Source organism: Candidatus Kryptoniota bacterium (assembly GCA_036567965.1).
In the GTDB taxonomy this organism is placed as follows: domain Bacteria; phylum Bacteroidota; class Ignavibacteria; order Kryptoniales; family JAKASW01; genus JAKASW01.
The window spans coordinates 104712-121409 of record DATCTN010000019.1 but is presented as its reverse complement, the minus strand read 5'-3'; the positions used below and the strand labels follow the sequence as shown (position 1 = coordinate 121409).

Genomic DNA, 16698 nt, shown 5'->3' with positions numbered 1-16698 from the left:
TGAGGTCATTGATGACCTGGTCACGGTTCGAACTCTGAGCGTTACTCTTAAACATTGATATTCCAACGGCTATAGCAATACCAACGATAATGACGCCGAGTACGATTAGCAGAAGTTGTTGCTGTCCCATACTTACCTCCTTTTACTTTAGGGGACGATGAAAGAAAACCTTTAACGCCTGCCTCAACGGGAATAATAACGTCACATGCGAAGAAAGTCAAGTTTTCAAGCCTTTCGCGCACTGACTGCTCGTCTAGGCTTTTCACTAAGATGCAATTGCAATGCCAAGCGGGGGGGGTGTGCCTCCTTTACCATTATGCCGCAAAAGGACTCAAACTTCAAGTAATTGGAAAGAAAATATTTCCGGCTGTTAGAAATAATTACCGTCATGTAACATCCATGTGAAATTTTGGAAACAAAGAGTGAACGAACCGTTATTTGGATCACACCGCCGAGCGCTAGCACCGGCTTAGATGCCGGATGTTAGACATTAAGACTGACGTACCTTTATCGTCCCCACAAGTCAAAGGCGTAAATGACTTCGTCTAGCGTCAGACCAGCGGCAGGCGCAGACATCGGCGCGTTTCTCCTCTCCCCTGTCTCCATGATCGCGCGGAATTCAGAAGCTGACAATCTACCACGTCCCACAGCGATGAGAGCACCAACGATCGCTCTCACCATGCCATAAAGAAAACGGTCGGCTTCAATGACAAATGTAAGATCCTGGTGTTCCATAGTCCAGGAAGCCCTGGAAACATTGCAGATAAAAGTTTCATCATGAAGTTTGGGCGACCGCTCCGATGCATGCTTTGTGAAGCTCCTGAAATCGTTCGTCCCAAGGATTAAGCTTGTAGCTTCGGTCATAGCATCAACGGAAAGCGTGAATGGAACAAAAGAAGTGTATAGCCTTTCTGTCGGCGTCTTGGATGTGACTATTCGGTAAACATATCTTCTGAGAACTGCATCGTACCTCGCATGAAAAGTCTCAGGCACCTCAGTAGCTTTGCGTATTGAAATATCAACTGGAAGAAGACCATTTCCAGAAAATTGAATTTTCTCGCATTTCCACTTTGAGGAGGTATGGAAGTTTGCTACCTGACCCTTAGCGTGGACCCCCGCATCAGTCCTCCCCGCGCCTATCGCCTTAACATTCTCTTGAAACATTGTCGATAGACTCTTCTCGATTATTCCCTGGATGCTGTTGCCGTTCTTTTGGATTTGCCAGCCACCGTAGGCTGTTCCATCATATTCTATTAGGAGGGCGATATTGCGCATGAGCACCAGCCTGAAATTACATATTGAATTCGAGTGTTAAAATGCTGCACGCCAACATCGTGCATGTCAGAAAGGTAGAGGCTCCTCGCGTCCGATAGGGCTCGATTAACCTCCTGCTTTAGCACGGACTAGAATGGACGCTGCCCTAAGAGGTCAAAAATCTGCGGACAGATTGAGATAAAGGCCCGTAGTACCCGGGAAATCGTTCAGAGTAGCTGTGGCACGTGCATTGACAATTGATGCGAGACGCGCTGCGCTAACAGCACTGATAAGGTGATTAAGCACGATCACTCCCGCGGTGTATCTGCCATAATCGAGATACTGATCGGCTCTTATTCTAAGATCTTTAAATCGTTCCCGCTGAGCATCGGATTGCCATTGCCATTGGTACGTTGTGACATTATACATCGCCCCGAAATCGCCATCGTGAATCTTCTTCACGTTGTAATCCGCGGTATTCAGGTAATTGCCGATATTTACAAAGAAAAGATCGTTCTTCCCGACTGCGTTCACACCAGCATTTACTCTCGCGTAATTGATCGCGTCATTTCTCAGTTGATCCGAATACATCTCAATAGCAGTGTAAAAAACCCAGAGCGACACTTCAGTAATCGTTGAATACTTTCCAACGTCATATCTGCCGGCATAGAGTTCCCCGAGACCCGGCACTGCTAAAGATGCTACCGCGGCCAGTGTAGGCGACTTATGAACCGCAACTATCTCGGAGGATTCCAATTTCTCACGCGGGCTGTCCAGGATTTTTGATGTGAGCTCGAGCCGACTCTGAGAATAAAGCGGCTGCACATTCAATCCGCATACGATAAGAAGCGAGCAAACCAAGAGGAACGTCTTCACGAGATCACCTGACCTAAAGCGGTGTTATCGCTCACCCCTGAAATCAGCACATCAGGGATCGTATTTGCATGTTGAGCATTCAGGTCTACCTGCACCCGGATATAGTTTGAAGTGAACCCAAACATCTTCCCGTCTTTCGTCTCTTCTTCCACCAGCACTTTCATAATCTTTCCCACAAATTGTCTATTGAAAGCGTAGCGTTTCTTGGTTGAGAGGACTCTAAGTGCCTCGCTGCGTTTTCTCTTTACCCGTGGGTCAATATTGCCTGAGAAATCCGCGGACACAGTCCCGGGACGTTCAGAGTACGAAAAAACATGAAGGTAAGTAAGAGGCAGATCTTCAATGAAAGCGTAACTCTTATCGAACAAATCATTAGATTCACCGGGGAAACCAACAATAGTATCCGCTCCGATCCCGGCAGTCGGAATTTTTTCGTGTACATACTCGATAGCTTCGCGGTACTGAGATGAATTGTAGCGGCGCCGCATTTTCCTGAGGATCTCATCCGCGCCACTCTGCAACGGCACGTGGAAATGACGACAAAACCTCGTGGAACCCGCGACAAAGTCGACCACGTCACGTGTAAGCAGATTAGGCTCAATCGAGCTGATCCTGAATCGATTAACACTTTCGACCCGCTCAAGAGCAGTGAGCAAATCGATAAACTGTCCCTCTTCCGGTCCTACTCCTCTGCCGAAATCGCCGACGTTGACTCCCGTGAGGACGATCTCTTTAAAACCGAGATCCGCTATTCTTCTCGCTTCATCAACAAGAAAAGATATCGACGGGCTGCGGCTGGCGCCTCTGACCCTCGGTATCGTACAGTACGAGCAGGAGTAATCGCATCCGTCCTGCACTTTGAGAAACGCGCGAGTTCTCGCTCCCTCCGACGCAGAGTCGGCCGCGCCGAATTCCACGGCTTCATCTATCGGTCCGGCAAAAACACGCGCGTGATAATTCTTGACAAAATCATCGACATGATTGAATAGCTCGAACTTTTCCCTGGCACCGAGAACCAGATCCACACCTTCTATCTGTGCAACATCTTCCGGTTTCCCTTGAGCATAACACCCCGTGACAACCACAAATGCGCCGGGTGAGTTCCTCAAGGCTCGGCGAACAACCTGACGACAGTCACTGTCAGCACTTTGCGTAACGGTGCATGTATTTATGACGAATACATCAGCAGGGTCAGCGAACTCGACCACCTCAAATCCGCGCCGCCTGAATTCTTTCTGAATTTGAACAGTCTCGGCATAATTCAATTTACAGCCGAGGCTTTCAAACGCGACACGTTTCTTTTCCATTCAGCGGATCCTCTTGGCCCCCTTAATGGGGATTCGGGTCAATTTCAGATTGCGCCCGTTTAAAGTCAAGCCTCAGGATTCTCTTGAGGCTTTTCACTCTCCAAGGCTTCCTTCCCCTGATCTTCTTCTTGATCTTTCGGCTTCTTGTCGGCAGCGCGCGCCTTTGTTCCCCTTCTCTCATCCGGGTTTATCTTATGGTTCGCCAAGAACTCCTGGTATAGCGCCGTATCTTTGTCTCTGTAATACTCAAGTGCACTGAGGACGATCCTCTTGCCGTCTTTGTCGAACTCGATGACCTTCAAGTTCAGGTCTTCACCCGCGGGAAAGTGGGCGACAAAATTCTTGAGGTTCATCGGTGACATATGGGAATGCGGGATGAAGCCGTCGACATCACCAGGAAGTTCGACAATAGCACCCTTCTCGATATGTCGAATTATTTTACCCTGGACTTCCGCGCCAACCTTGAATTCCTGCTCGAACTTGTCCCACGGGTTTTCCATCGCCTGCTTATGTCCGAGTGAAATTCGGCGCTGTTCCTTATCCACCGCGAGAACCACAATGTCAATTTCGTCTCCACGTTTCACAAGTTCCCCGGGATGGCGAATCTTCTTTGTCCAGGAGAGATCGGAGATGTGAATAAGACCGTCCACACCCGACTCAAGCTCCACGAATACTCCGAAGTTCGTCAGGTTGCGGACTATCCCTTTATGTCTGGAACCGACCGGATACTTCTCGATGAGCTGTTCCCACGGATCAGGCTCTAGCTGTTTCAATCCGAGCGAAAGCTTCTTATTATCCTTGTCGAGACTGAGTATCACCGCTTCGACCATTTGCCCCATCGACACTTTCTGGGATGGGTGTTTGACATGTTCGGTCCAGCTCATTTCAGATATGTGAATCAGGCCCTCGATACCTTTTTCGATCTCGACGAACGCACCGTACTCGGTAAGGGAGACGACCTTTCCGTTTACGCGCTGCCCCACCTGATATTTGTCTTCAATGCTCTTCCACGGTTCGGGTTGCAGCGCTTTCATGGAAAGGGAGATGCGTTTTTTCTCTTCGTCGAAGTCGGTCACAACGACCTGGATCTTCTGGTCGAGCTTCACAACTTCGGATGGATGATTCACCCGCCCCCATGAGAGGTCGGTGATATGTATCAGGCCGTCCACTCCGCCCAGATCGACGAACACGCCGAATTCTGTAATTGCCTTCACTGTTCCTTCAAGGATGAGGCCCTTCTCCAACTTGGAAAGGATTCTCTTCCGTTGCTCCTCTATTTCAGCTTCGAGCAATGCCTTGTGACTGACAACCACATTTTCGGCGGCTTCATTTATTTTTACGACTCTGAAGTCCATGGTCCTTCCGACATACGCATCAAAATCTCTGACCGGTCTGACGTCGACTTGGGAGCCAGGAAGGAACGACTCGAGGCCCATCAAGTTGACCATCAATCCGCCTTTAACTCTTCGGAGCACTGTGCCTTGAAGCACGGTTTGATTCTCATGGGCACTCACTATCCTATCCCAGATCCTGATAAAATCGGCGCGACGTCTCGAGAGAACGACTTGCCCGTCCTGATCCTCCACACTGTCGAGAAAAACCTCCACTTCATCTCCCGACTTGAGTTCGTTCAAGTTGGGGAACTCGAGTTTCGGCACAAGTCCCGACGACTTGAACCCGATGTCGACAATTACATCATTTTCAGTAAACCCTATGATTCTGCCTTTTACAATCTCTCCGGCATCAAATTGTTTCAGACTCTTATCGTAAAGATCAATCATCTCTTTGAGTTCTGCTTCTGTGTAGGGTGAATCTTCACCCGTCAGCAGCTTCACTTTCCCAGCAGGCCTTCTTCGAGTTATAACCTCATCTGGACTTTGCATTGGCATCGTTTCTGTGGCCTTTTCTTCTTCGGTCATTAATTATCTCCTTTGAAAATCACCGCCAGCATTAGGCGGTCCGCCAGGAATCGGGCGGAGCGATCGCCCATCATCAGTCCGAAACCGCCAGAAGAGACCGAGTCAAGGATTTTGTTTTGGTTCAACATTAGTTATTTGGGGCGGCTTTCTGTTCTAAAGACTCTCCAGTCAAAACCCGTTGGTCCATTCTCTCTATCGCCCGGCCGACCTTCTCCATCAGCCATTGAGGCGTTGATGTCGCACCGGTGACTCCCACCGTCGCAGCATTTTCAAACCATCGTGAATCAAGCTCGTCTTCATGTTCAATAAAATATGACGCCAGGTTTTCTTCCTTACAGATATCAAAAAGAACTTTACCGTTTGAACTGATTTTCCCCGCGACGAAGACGATTACGTCATTATTTGTCGCGAACTCTCTCAGCTTTTTGTCACGACCCGAGACCTGACCGCAAATCGTGTCTTTAGCTAGAAAAGATTTGGCTATGTCCTCCATAGTCCCGACCACAAGATCCTTTATCTTCCTGGAGAGAGCATCCTTGATCGCATAGAATGTGGGTTTGTCCATCGTGGTCTGCGAGAATAAGACGGTCTTTTTCGAAAAGTCAACCTTCTCCAGCGCTTCCCCGACAGTCTTCACGACCACGGCTTCATCATTACATACTCCGCGAAGCCCAATGACTTCAGCATGATCTTTCTTTCCGAAAATCACTATCTGATAATGGTCGTCGTAGAATCTCTTGATTCGCTCCTGCAATTTTGACACAACCGGACACGTCGCGTCCACCAGTTCAAGGTTCAATTTCTTCGCCAGCTCGAATGTTGAGGGCGGTTCGCCATGAGCCCGAATAAGGACCTTCGCATCTTTCACGCTTCCGAGGTCCTTATGCGAAATAGTCTGGAGTCCTTTTTCTCCGAGCCGTTGGATCTCCTCCGGGTTATGAATTATATCTCCAAGGGAATACAATTTCCCCGACTGCTTCAATTCATCTTCGGCGAAATCTATCGCGCGCACAACGCCCCAGCAGAACCCACTGTTCTTGTCGACCGACACTTTCATTTTCTCACCGTCTCCTCAGTGTTCACCATAGCTCCATTTGCGTAATTCAAAATCATGTGGACCTGCTCTTCGATAGTCAAATGAGTCGTATCAATTTCGATCGCGTCATCAGCTTTTCGAAGGGGACTTGTCTCTCGAGTGGAATCTTTCAAGTCACGTTCTTTGAGGTCACGGACCACCTGGACGAGAGGAAGCTCGACCCCGCTTGTTGAGAGCTCTTCCTGCCGCCTTCTTGCCCGTTCCATCACGTCCGCAGTCACGAAGAATTTCAGATCCGCATCCGGGAAGACCACCGTTCCAATATCTCTCCCGTCTACCACACAACCTTTTTGTGAACCTATCTCGCGTTGCTTTTCCACCATAATTTTTCTGAGACCTGCGTAAGAACTTACAAGGCTTACGTTCCTGGTAACCTCTTCGGATCGAATAGCCTCGGTCACATCCCTGCCGTCGAGCTCGATATTCAATTTTCCCTTGTCATTGTGGAGGGTGATTTCGGATTCCCCGGCCATCTTGACGACTCGGGGCTCATCGGCGGGATCTAGGTTAGAGGAAAGGACCTTAAGAGTTATCGCCCGGTACATTGCGCCGGTATCGACATAAACATATCCGAGTTTCTGCGCCACGAGTCTTGCAGTTGTACTCTTGCCAGATCCAGCGGGGCCGTCGATTGCGATAAGTATTTTCCTCACACCTTTCCTTTTAGTACAAATCCAAAGGCCTACCTGAAGCCTCAGGGCATTAAATTTAGCCCCTTCGAGTGAAACAAGCAACGCTCCGAACCGGAGGTGGAAGAATTGGAACAATCCGGAGTGAAAACACGAAATCAGCCCCGTTTGATTGCCCAGCGCAGCAACTCCTTCAAGCTTGGGCGCTTACCGTAAACGAGGATACCGATCCTGAAGACTCTCCCGGCTGCAATCATGCAGAAATAGGTCGACACTATGAGAATCGCTGCCCCAGCTATCAGTTCCCACAAGTCAGGCGACTGGATGGGAATTCTGAATGCCATCATGGTCGGGGTGAGGAGCGGGATCAACGAAATCACCTTTAGGTATCCAGCAGTCGGATCTTGAGCAACCAGAAACGCGAGCGCAATCGGAAAGAAAATCAGCATCGAGGCGTAGCTTGTCGCCTGCTGTGCCTCCTGCTCGGTGGTGACCGGAGAACCTATCATGACGAATATTGAAGAGTAGAACAAGAATCCAAGAACAAAGAATACGAGAATCCACCAGCCATTGTCGGGAAAGGAGAGAAACCCAGCGAGCTGCCCCGCAAATGAGACTCCGATAGCAGCCCACACGGCAAGCTGAGTCATTCCAAGGAGGCTCAGCCCGAGGATTTTCCCCGTCATTATTTCGTCGGCGGTCGCGGATGACAACAAGACCTCGACTATCCTGTTCGACTTCTCCTCGATGACACTTCTGACGAGAAGCTGCCCTGACGTGATAATGAAGAGCGCGAGGATGATGATGAAGATGTAGCCGAGAGCGAATCCCGATCCGATCTCGGCCTTTGACTCTTCTCCGCCCTTAGACAACTTCACAGTCTCATAGCCAACGGGCTTTGCTACTTCGGCAATCAAACCGGGTCGGACTCCATTACGTTCGAGTTCGTTGGATACTATTATGTCTTTTACTTCCGATTGCATTCTTTCCATCTGTTGGAAGTTGGAGACGTTCTGAGAAACAAAAACGAATTTTCTCGTTCTGGCAATGCCGGAATCGATTATCAAGTACGAGGAAATTTTATCCTGGAGGACCATCCTGTTCGCAATTGTGCGACAGCTATCTCCGGGGGAGATATTCACGACGTGATAATTCGGTCTACCGTCCGGCAATTTATATTTCTCAAGAAGCTTTGCTGAAAGCCGAGGTGCGATCTCGCCCGTACTGTCGATGATCCCAATGCTGACCGTAGAAGAATCTCCTTTGTTGATAAGCAGCGTCGGAAGAACTGAGAAAAGCAATATAAATGCAGGTGTGAGGACCAACGAAATTATAAACGCTTTCGTTTTCACCTTTTCTATGAATTCCCATCTTGCGATCGTGAGTATTTTATTAATTGGCATTTTTTCCCCCGACAGCTTCAATAAAAATTGAATTAAGCGATGCTTCCTCAACCGAGAACTTCGTCACATCGACAGCTTTGAGTACCTGACTCAAGATCGCACGTCGATTATTGCCGTCGTCCATTTTGAGTTCAGCATAATTCTCGTAGAGATCCATTGATGCGATTCCTGATAGTTGACGCAACGCGGAAGGATCTCCCTCGAACTCAAGATGGATTGTGTTATTTCCGTATCTTCTTTTAATTTCACCAAGCTCGCCATAAAGCACGACCTTCCCCTTGTCGATCAGGCATATGCGGTCACACAATTTTTCTGCCTGTTCCATCTGGTGAGTTGAGAACACAATCGTTTTCCCCTTCGATTTCAATTCGCTCATTATGTCTTTGATAACGATTTGATTGACGGGATCCAGTCCTGAAAACGGCTCATCGAGGATAAGCATGTCAGGAGAATGAAGGAGGCAGGAGATGAACTGCACCTTTTGCTGCATCCCTTTCGACAGCTCATCCACTTTCTTTTCCGCGCAATGAGAAAGCTCGAATTTCTTCAGCCAGTCGGACGCGAGTCTTCTGGCGTTTTGCGGCGAGACACCGTGCAAGCCGCCAAAATAGACGAGTACATCGATGACTTTACTTTTCCTATACAAACCCCTTTCCTCGGGAAGATAGGCGAGCGAGTTTTTAATCTCGGGGGTCAGGGGTTTGCCATTGAACATTACTGTTCCTGAATCGGGCTCGATGATACCCAGAGAGATTCGTATTGTGGTTGTCTTACCTGCACCATTTGGGCCAAGGAGTCCGAAAATCTCTCCGGGCTTCACTTCAAAAGTGACGCCGTCAAGTGCCTTAGTGGTGATATAAGTTTTAGTTAAGTCCTTAACTGCAAGCATATAGTTTTCCCCTGCTGAGTTTAGTTTGGATAGACTTCAGGGTGTGTTGCGGTAGATCATTCTCGCGAACGGGATCGTTTCCCTCACATGCTCGAGGCCGCAGATCCACGAAACAGTCCTTTCGACCCCCAACCCGAATCCCGAGTGTGGAACGGTTCCGTACTTTCTCAAATCCAGGTACCACTCAAACGGTTGGCTCGGTAAATTGAATTCCTTAAGTCTGCGAAGAAGAGTCTCGTAGTCGTCCTCGCGCTGGCTTCCGCCGATGATTTCGCCGTAACCTTCGGACGCCAGAACATCGACTGACAGAGTGAGATCCTGACGATCAGGATCACGTTTCATGTAAAAGGCCTTGCAAGCTGCCGGATAATGGTGAACCATGACCGGACGATCATATTGCTGAGAGATGATAGTCTCGTCAGCTGCTCCCAGGTCGTTGCCGTACTGGAAGTCTACCGCATTCTTCTTCAGGAGTTCCACAGCTTCGTCGTAATGGAGGCGCGGGAACGGGCGTTTGACCGGAACCAATTTTGTCAGATCTCGTTCAAGATGGCGAAGTTCCGGCTCGCAAATCTTAAGGATGGTTTGGACAATGTATTCTATAAATTCCTCGGCGAGATCCATGTCGTCATTCAGATCTGCCCATGCGACTTCAGGTTCAACCATCCAGAATTCAGTTAGATGGCGCCTAGTCTTCGATTTCTCGGCTCTGAACGTCGGACCAAAGCAATACACTTTCCCAAACGCCATCGCGGCAGCTTCAGCATAGAGTTGACCGCTCTGAGTCAAATACGCTTTCCCCAGATCGAAATATTCAGTTTCGAAGAGTGTGCTCGTTCCTTCGACGGAAGCCGGCGTAAGGATGGGAGAATCGACCAAGGTGAATCCCCTGTTGTCGAAGAAGTCGCGAATCGCTTTGACGATTTGGTGTCTAACTCTGAGGATTGCATGCTGACGGGAGGACCTGAGCCACAGGTGCCTGTGGTCCATCAGAAATTCAACGCCGTGTTCCTTAGGAGTAATCGGGTATTCATTTGAAACGCTTACAATCTCCATGGACTCCAGCTGGAGCTCATATCCTCCCGGGGCACGATCATCTTTATGTACAATTCCTGTGACGATAACAGAACTTTCCTGAGTAAGGAGATCATACTGGCTAAATAATTCCGGGCTTACCTGGCTCTTGACGACGACACATTGGACCACGCCCGATCCGTCCCGTACGAGGATGAAATGGATTTTCCCGCTCGAACGTTTGTTGTAAACCCAGCCACGAACTTCCGCCCTCTTTCCGTCAAAATCGTAGAGTTTAGAAACGGATGTTACGGGAATGATTTCTGAATCTGCCATTCGAATCTCCAGTGCTCTAATTAGCGATTACAAATATAATCTACGTGCCTTACGAGTTCAATTATTGTCTCACCGGATTCTACGCGCAATATAGTTGATGACGGAACCCGTCCTGTCGTGAAATTTTGTTTTAGATGCCCTTGATTAATTAAATTCATGTTCAACGAAAGGCTGTTTATTCATGAAAGCATTGGTGACCGGATCTACCGGATTCATTGGAAGTCATCTTGTAGAAAAGCTTCTCGCACGCGGGTACAGTGTTCGATGCCTCATCAGAAGCTCGACGAAACTGGAATACATCAACGACTTGAATGTTGAACTGGTAAATGGCGACTTTGCCGACCCGGAAAAGCTTCGAGATGCGGTCGCAGGAGTGGACCATGTGTACCACATCGCCGGCGTCACTAAGTCAAAGGACAAGGCCGGATATTACAGGGGCAATCATGAATCGACAAAGAATCTCTTGACCTCTATTGAGAGATATAACTCAAGCATCACGAGATTCATATACGCAAGCAGCCTGACAGCCGTGGGGCCGGGTGATGGATCGTCACCGGTGGACGAGACTACACCGTATCATCCCATCACCACTTACGGCAAAAGTAAGATGGAAGCGGAGAAGGAATGCCTTGTCAGGATGCGTCAGCTGCCGATAACAATTGTCCGCCCGCCCGCCGTTTACGGACCCAGGGACAAGGATGTATTCGAGTTCTTCAACTCGGTGAACAAACACATCGTTCCGTTATCGGGATTCAAGCGGAAAATATTGAGCTTCGTGCACGCGTACGATCTTGTGGACGGCATCATCGCCGCTGCGGAACATCCGCGTGCAGCCGGTGAGATTTACTTCATATCGAACCAAGAGGTATACGACTGGGTTGTGTTCGGCGACATCGCAAAGCGCTGTTTGGACAGGTGGGCGATTCCCGTCAGGATTCCCGAGTTCGCACTTTACACGATCGCCGCCATCAGCGAGCTCTCAGCGAAGGCGAGAGGAAAAGCGGCTCTCATCAACATTGAAAAGGCACGGGACGGCGTTCAGTCGAACTGGACTTGCAGCGCCGACAAGGCAAAACGTGAAATTGGATTTGTGTCGAAGTTGACGCTCGAGTCTGGAATTGAGAACACAATAAAGTGGTACAGGGATAATGGATGGATAAAATAGATCAAATACCAGATATCAGGTGTGGGTATTACGGATCAATGCTGAAATTGGAGTTTCATTCATGCACCCCGCACAGTTTTCGCGACCTGATTGCCAAGACCGAACGAATTAGAGGGGAATGTTTCCATGTTTCTTCTTGGGGTTGGTATCAACTTTAGTCGCCAGCAGTTCGAATGCGCGAATCAAGCGAGGACGGGTCTGGCTCGGAACGATGATCTCGTCGACGTACCCGCGTTCTGCGGCGATAAATGGGTTGGCAAATTTCGAAACGTAATCTGCTATCAGCTTTGATTCGACCGCCTCGGAGTTATCTGCTTTCTCAATCTCCTTCTTGAATATAATCTCCACTGCCCCTTTCGGTCCCATTACAGCAATTTCTGCGGAAGGCCAGGCAAAGTTCATGTCACCGCGAATATGTTTGGAGTTCATTACATCGTACGCTCCGCCGTAGGCTTTTCGAGTGATGACCGTAATTTTTGGAACAGTCGCTTCGCTGAATGCAAAGAGAAGTTTGGCGCCGTTCTTTATGATTCCGGTCCACTCCTGTTCGGTGCCCGGCATGAAGCCAGGAACGTCCTCAAATACCAGGAGTGGTATGCTGAACGCATCGCAGAATCTTACGAAGCGCGCCGCTTTTACGGAGGCGTCGTTATCGAGTACGCCTGCAAGCACCGAGGGCTGATTAGCGATTATCCCGACCGATCTCCCGTTCAAGCGTCCAAATCCCACGATGATGTTCTGCGCAAACAGCTCATGCACTTCCATGAAGGAATCCCGGTCGACGACGCGAGAAATCACCACTTTCATGTCGTACGGCTTATTGGGGTTATCGGGAATCAGATCGTCAAGTTCCGTATCTGACCTGTTCGGATTGTCTGAAGTCCGAATTTGAGGTGGATCATCCCTATAATTCTGTGGAAGGAAGTGAAGGAGTCTGCGGATACCGAGCAGACAATCTTCCTCGGTTTCACACGCAAAATGTGCAACTCCACTCTTTGTAGCATGGGTGAGCGCTCCGCCGAGTTCCTCGAATGAGACGTCTTCGTGAGTTACTGTCTTGACCACATTCGGTCCGGTCACAAACATGTAGCTAGTGTTCTTGACCATGAAGATGAAGTCCGTGATCGCTGGTGAATACACTGCTCCGCCGGCTGATGGACCCATCACCGCCGAGATTTGCGGGACGACGCCGCTCGCCAATGTATTCCGTAGAAAGATGTCGGCATATCCACCGAGTGATACAACCCCCTCCTGGATTCTTGCGCCCCCGGAATCGTTCAGTCCAATTATTGGAACCCCAGTCTTCATTGCCAGGTCCATCACTTTACAGATCTTCTCGGCGTGAGCCTCAGAAAGAGAGCCGCCGAAAACGGTAAAGTCCTGACTGTAGACCATAACCTGCCTGCCATCTATCTTTCCATAGCCTGTGACCACGCCGTCGCCGGCGACCCGCTGATCCTGCAGACCGAAATCATGAGAGCGGTGCTTCACGAACATGTCGAGTTCCACAAACGAATTCTCGTCGAGAAGTATCTGGAGGCGTTCGCGGGCTGTCAGCTTCCCTTTCGCATGCTGGTCGTCAATTCTTTTTTGACCGCCCCCGAGCTTCGCCTGGTCGATCAGCTTTTGAAGATGACGGAGAATTTCCTTCACGGATTACTCAAACGGAATATCGATAGCAAAATCATAGTAAAGGGTCAGCGTTAGTGAAAATACACCTTTGTCCACTCCAGAGACATACATGAAATTGTGATTCTGTGAATAGCTGAATGATGCCTGGCCATACAGATAATTGTAAGGTTGATAAAGAGCTGATACTTGGAAGATATTCGATACTTGGATCGTGCCGTACGGGAACGGTTCCGTGTAACCTGTTTGAAGCGTTATGTTCGGGTCTGTAAGCCACGGCATCGTGTAAAAGCCCCAGACGTTGCTGCTGCCGTGCTCGAGGTGCATAATTTCAGCTCCGACTTTCCAATCGCGATTAATCCAGTGCGACAATCGCAAGTCGATGTTCCAGAAATCATCTCCATACGGATTTGCTATCGGGTAATTTCTCAGCAGGAGCTTCTCGAAGCTGCTCCAATTATACTCATTATAAACCCTGTTCCTCACCTCCATATACTGCAGATTCGCATCGGTGCCTGAAACTCCCAGACCCGCAAGAACATCTGCCGCTTTCAAACCTAAGTCGAGAGAATACAGGTTAGGTTTCAGATCTCCTTTGGTTTTGTGGTCCACCTGCCAATCATCTATCATAAAGTCTCCGTAGAAATTGAATCCTTTCAGCCAGAAGATGCTAAAGTCCGCACCAAGAAAAGCGTTTAGATTCTTATGATCGTTGTTCTCTAGCTCGTACGTGATCCGGAGAGGATTTACAATTTCAAGATCGATCGGCGCGTTCGGGCCTCCGAAGACTGCCGCTTGGAAGGCACCGAGGAAGACTTTGTCGGCGATATTAAATTCAAACCTCGAGCCCGTCAAGTATCTGTTCGCAGGTAAGGTCGGCTTGCCGTAGGTGGGGCCCGGACCGAATGGCTCGTAGTTATTTTTGTCCGGCGTGAACGTGGGCAAGGTATCCAGTTGGGCGACGAACCAATTGAACTTCATCACCGACGTTTTCACAAATATCGAAGCCAGATCCAGGGCGCCGGCGGTAGTCGACACCAAGACGTTTCCGTTATTTCCGTATCCCCATGAGAGATAATCTCTTCCGAAAGTGAAATCAATGTAGCGATCGGAATAGCCGACATATGCCTGTTGATGAAGTGCCCTGAGTCCGAATTTTGTGGAGCCGGTATAGAGAGTGTCATCGAGAAGAGTCTGATCAACTGTCGCGTCAGTGTACAGCAAGAAATGATTGCCCGCATCAAAGCCAAACTCAGCACGCAGAGTGGGGCGGAATCGCAAACCATCAGCCACCTTAAAGTTCCTGTAGTCACCCTTAACAAGATTGAGGAAAGCCTCACCTGAAGCACGAGCCCCGGGCAAAGCTGTGTCGGGATTTGCGGACTCGGCATCGAGAATATGAATTTCGTAACGGAACTCTTCCTCGAGTTTCCCGATGAGCCACCGAGCCGATGTTGGTAGACTTGACGAGTCGGCGCGGGACAACAATTTCTTGAGCGCTCGAGCGACTTCCAACCTCCTGTAAGGTTTAAATCCCGGGCTCAGATCGAGGAGGTAACCCCTCGTCTGCAATTGTTGTATTACATCATAAGTCCAGTTATCGACCGGAATAGAATAATTATGCTGGCCGAAGACCGGCACAACGAGAACGAGCATAACAAATGCAGAAAGAAGTCCTACTCTCATTAATTCTCCAATGAATCAGCGGGCGGGTGACTTTTGAAATGAGGTAAGGTCTCGACGGGTCGGCCTGGAGACCCGACTGAGCGTCAAACGATCCTGTCGAGGGCCCGCTTGAATATGTTGTGCAACACCACACCGGATGACACCGGTTTAATCACAAAGTAACAAATGCAGGTTGAGGCTTGAAACTATCAAATCGTCCGGGGCGAGGGAAGTTCTTCAGAAAACGGAAACTTCCACTCGTCTATTGTTCGATCTACCCTCGGAAGTGGAATTAGGAGAAACGGGTTTAGTGGATCCGTTTGCTACGATCTCAAAGCGATCCCTCGGTATCGCGAGCCTCCGGGACAAAGAGTCAATCACCCTCTCAGCTCTCTTTTGAGAAAGAATCATGTTGTACCATGACGGACCAATTGAGTCAGCATTTCCTTCGACCCGTATTTTTATTCTTCCTGCCGCGTTCTTTCCTAGCGATGCCTGTATCAAGTCGAAGATGCAGTAAACGTTTTTGTTGACGTTCGAACGATTGAAGTCAAAGAAAATACGGATGGGACCTACATGGTTAAAGCTCGACGGCAGGGGCACGGCAGGGTGTTGTTCCTGCGCGACGGTTTTCTGAACAGGCAAAGGTGAGTTCCTATCGTTAGAAGGGGTCTTGCTTTTTAATGCAGGTGGTTGAGACGCTACAGGCGTCTTTTCGGTCCTGGATAGACCCCTTAATTGTAAGAACAGAAAAAGCAAGGCGCCCAGTGCGACTACAGCAACCAGCACCTTGCCTCCCGGTTGAATCTTGACTCGGGCCATCTTGAGAATTAGTTATCGGAAGATGTGGTGCGTCTCCGTCTGACCGCGGTATGAGTCTGATCGGTTGGCTCCTGAGCCACGAAGAACTGAAGTACGCTGGACAACCTCTGTTCTTCTTTCTCCTTGTCTTGCTGCCAGGTTTGGAATCTCTCGCGAAGCTCTTTCACGATGGTGTTGTTGTCTTCCATTTTTTCGCGAATCTCATTGAATATCCGCTCCATCTCTTCCTGGAGGCGTTTGTTCTCATCGCTCTTCTTTTGTTCAAGTTCGCGGAGACGACGCTCTTCAATCTTTTCGAATTGAGTTAGGGCTTTATCACGTTTCACCGCGTCCTGAATGACCTCCTCAGCAGGAATTCGGAGCGCTTCAAGTGCTACCATCAATGCACTGCGCTTGATTTCCGGAGATGCCGATTTCAGGTGAACGCTTTTGAGCAACTCTTCAGCCCTGTAGACGGTGAATCCATGCGCAGCGTCTCTGATACCGAACGCCTGGAAGATGGCCTCAAAGCTCGGCATTTCTTCTCCGACACGAGCGACGGGTGCTTCAAGCTCGGGCTCCGCAATTTCTAGACGCGTTGGCTTTTCTGTAGAAACCGAAGTGGAAGTGCCTTCAATGGCCTTCTTTTGTTCATCCTCTACGGAAACGAAAACGTTATACCATTTTTTCTCTGCCATTTTTACCTCCGAAAATT

Annotated in this window: 14 protein-coding genes; 1 reads left to right on the top strand and 13 read right to left on the bottom strand. The window is 49.1% G+C overall.

All coding sequences use genetic code 11. The features are described from left to right. Positions 1-507: 507 nt before the first annotated feature. The 9 genes from truA to asnS form a co-directional block, all read right to left on the bottom strand. The gene (gene truA / locus VIS48_08230) at positions 508-1275 is read right to left on the bottom strand and encodes a tRNA pseudouridine(38-40) synthase TruA (GenBank protein HEY9166132.1); all 768 of its coding nucleotides are present in this window, start codon (positions 1273-1275) and stop codon (positions 508-510) included. Between the two features lie 153 nt (positions 1276-1428). Then, the gene (locus VIS48_08225; GenBank protein ID HEY9166131.1) at positions 1429-2130 is read right to left on the bottom strand and encodes a hypothetical protein; all 702 of its coding nucleotides are present in this window, start codon (positions 2128-2130) and stop codon (positions 1429-1431) included. Further along, the gene (mtaB, locus tag VIS48_08220; GenBank protein HEY9166130.1) at positions 2127-3437 is read right to left on the bottom strand and encodes a tRNA (N(6)-L-threonylcarbamoyladenosine(37)-C(2))-methylthiotransferase MtaB; all 1311 of its coding nucleotides are present in this window, start codon (positions 3435-3437) and stop codon (positions 2127-2129) included. Before mtaB ends, VIS48_08225 begins: the two co-directional genes overlap by 4 nt. 65 nt (positions 3438-3502) lie before the next feature. Further along, positions 3503-5356: a 30S ribosomal protein S1 gene (rpsA, locus tag VIS48_08215; GenBank protein ID HEY9166129.1), complete on the bottom strand. Its 1854-nt coding sequence runs from the start codon at positions 5354-5356 to the stop codon at positions 3503-3505. 127 nt (positions 5357-5483) lie between these two features. Continuing rightward, positions 5484-6413 carry a 4-hydroxy-3-methylbut-2-enyl diphosphate reductase gene (locus VIS48_08210; GenBank protein HEY9166128.1) on the bottom strand — a complete coding sequence of 310 codons (930 nt, stop codon included), beginning with the start codon at positions 6411-6413 and terminating at the stop codon, positions 5484-5486. Beyond that, positions 6410-7105, bottom strand: a complete 696-nt coding sequence (gene cmk / locus VIS48_08205; GenBank protein HEY9166127.1) for a (d)CMP kinase — start codon at positions 7103-7105, stop codon at positions 6410-6412. The genes VIS48_08210 and cmk overlap by 4 nt, the downstream gene beginning before the upstream one ends. Before the next feature lie 134 nt (positions 7106-7239). After that, on the bottom strand, positions 7240-8484 hold the full coding sequence (locus VIS48_08200; GenBank protein ID HEY9166126.1) for an ABC transporter permease: 1245 nt from the start codon (positions 8482-8484) through the stop codon (positions 7240-7242). Then, complete coding sequence (locus VIS48_08195; protein HEY9166125.1) at positions 8474-9373, bottom strand: ATP-binding cassette domain-containing protein; 900 nt, start codon at positions 9371-9373, stop codon at positions 8474-8476. The genes VIS48_08200 and VIS48_08195 overlap by 11 nt, the downstream gene beginning before the upstream one ends. A 36-nt stretch (positions 9374-9409) precedes the next feature. After that, positions 9410-10723 (bottom strand): asparagine--tRNA ligase, encoded by a 1314-nt coding sequence (gene asnS, locus VIS48_08190; GenBank protein ID HEY9166124.1) that lies wholly within the window; start codon positions 10721-10723, stop codon positions 9410-9412. Positions 10724-10904: 181 nt separating this feature from the next. Between asnS and VIS48_08185 the strand changes: the two genes are divergently transcribed. Beyond that, positions 10905-11888, top strand: coding sequence for an NAD-dependent epimerase/dehydratase family protein (locus VIS48_08185; protein ID HEY9166123.1), 984 nt, complete (start codon positions 10905-10907; stop codon positions 11886-11888). 108 nt (positions 11889-11996) lie between these two features. Here the strand turns inward: VIS48_08185 and VIS48_08180 are convergent, their stop codons facing one another. The 4 genes from VIS48_08180 to VIS48_08165 form a co-directional block, all read right to left on the bottom strand. Then, entirely contained in the window at positions 11997-13541 is a 1545-nt protein-coding gene (locus VIS48_08180) for an acyl-CoA carboxylase subunit beta (GenBank protein ID HEY9166122.1), read from the bottom strand. A 3-nt stretch (positions 13542-13544) separates the two neighbouring features. Continuing rightward, positions 13545-15203, bottom strand: a complete 1659-nt coding sequence (locus VIS48_08175) for a capsule assembly Wzi family protein (GenBank protein ID HEY9166121.1) — start codon at positions 15201-15203, stop codon at positions 13545-13547. A gap of 216 nt (positions 15204-15419) precedes the next feature. Then, the gene (locus VIS48_08170) at positions 15420-15827 is read right to left on the bottom strand and encodes an OmpA family protein (protein ID HEY9166120.1); all 408 of its coding nucleotides are present in this window, start codon (positions 15825-15827) and stop codon (positions 15420-15422) included. Positions 15828-16012: 185 nt separating this feature from the next. Continuing rightward, positions 16013-16681 (bottom strand): hypothetical protein, encoded by a 669-nt coding sequence (locus VIS48_08165; protein HEY9166119.1) that lies wholly within the window; start codon positions 16679-16681, stop codon positions 16013-16015. Between the last annotated feature and the right edge of the window lie 17 nt (positions 16682-16698).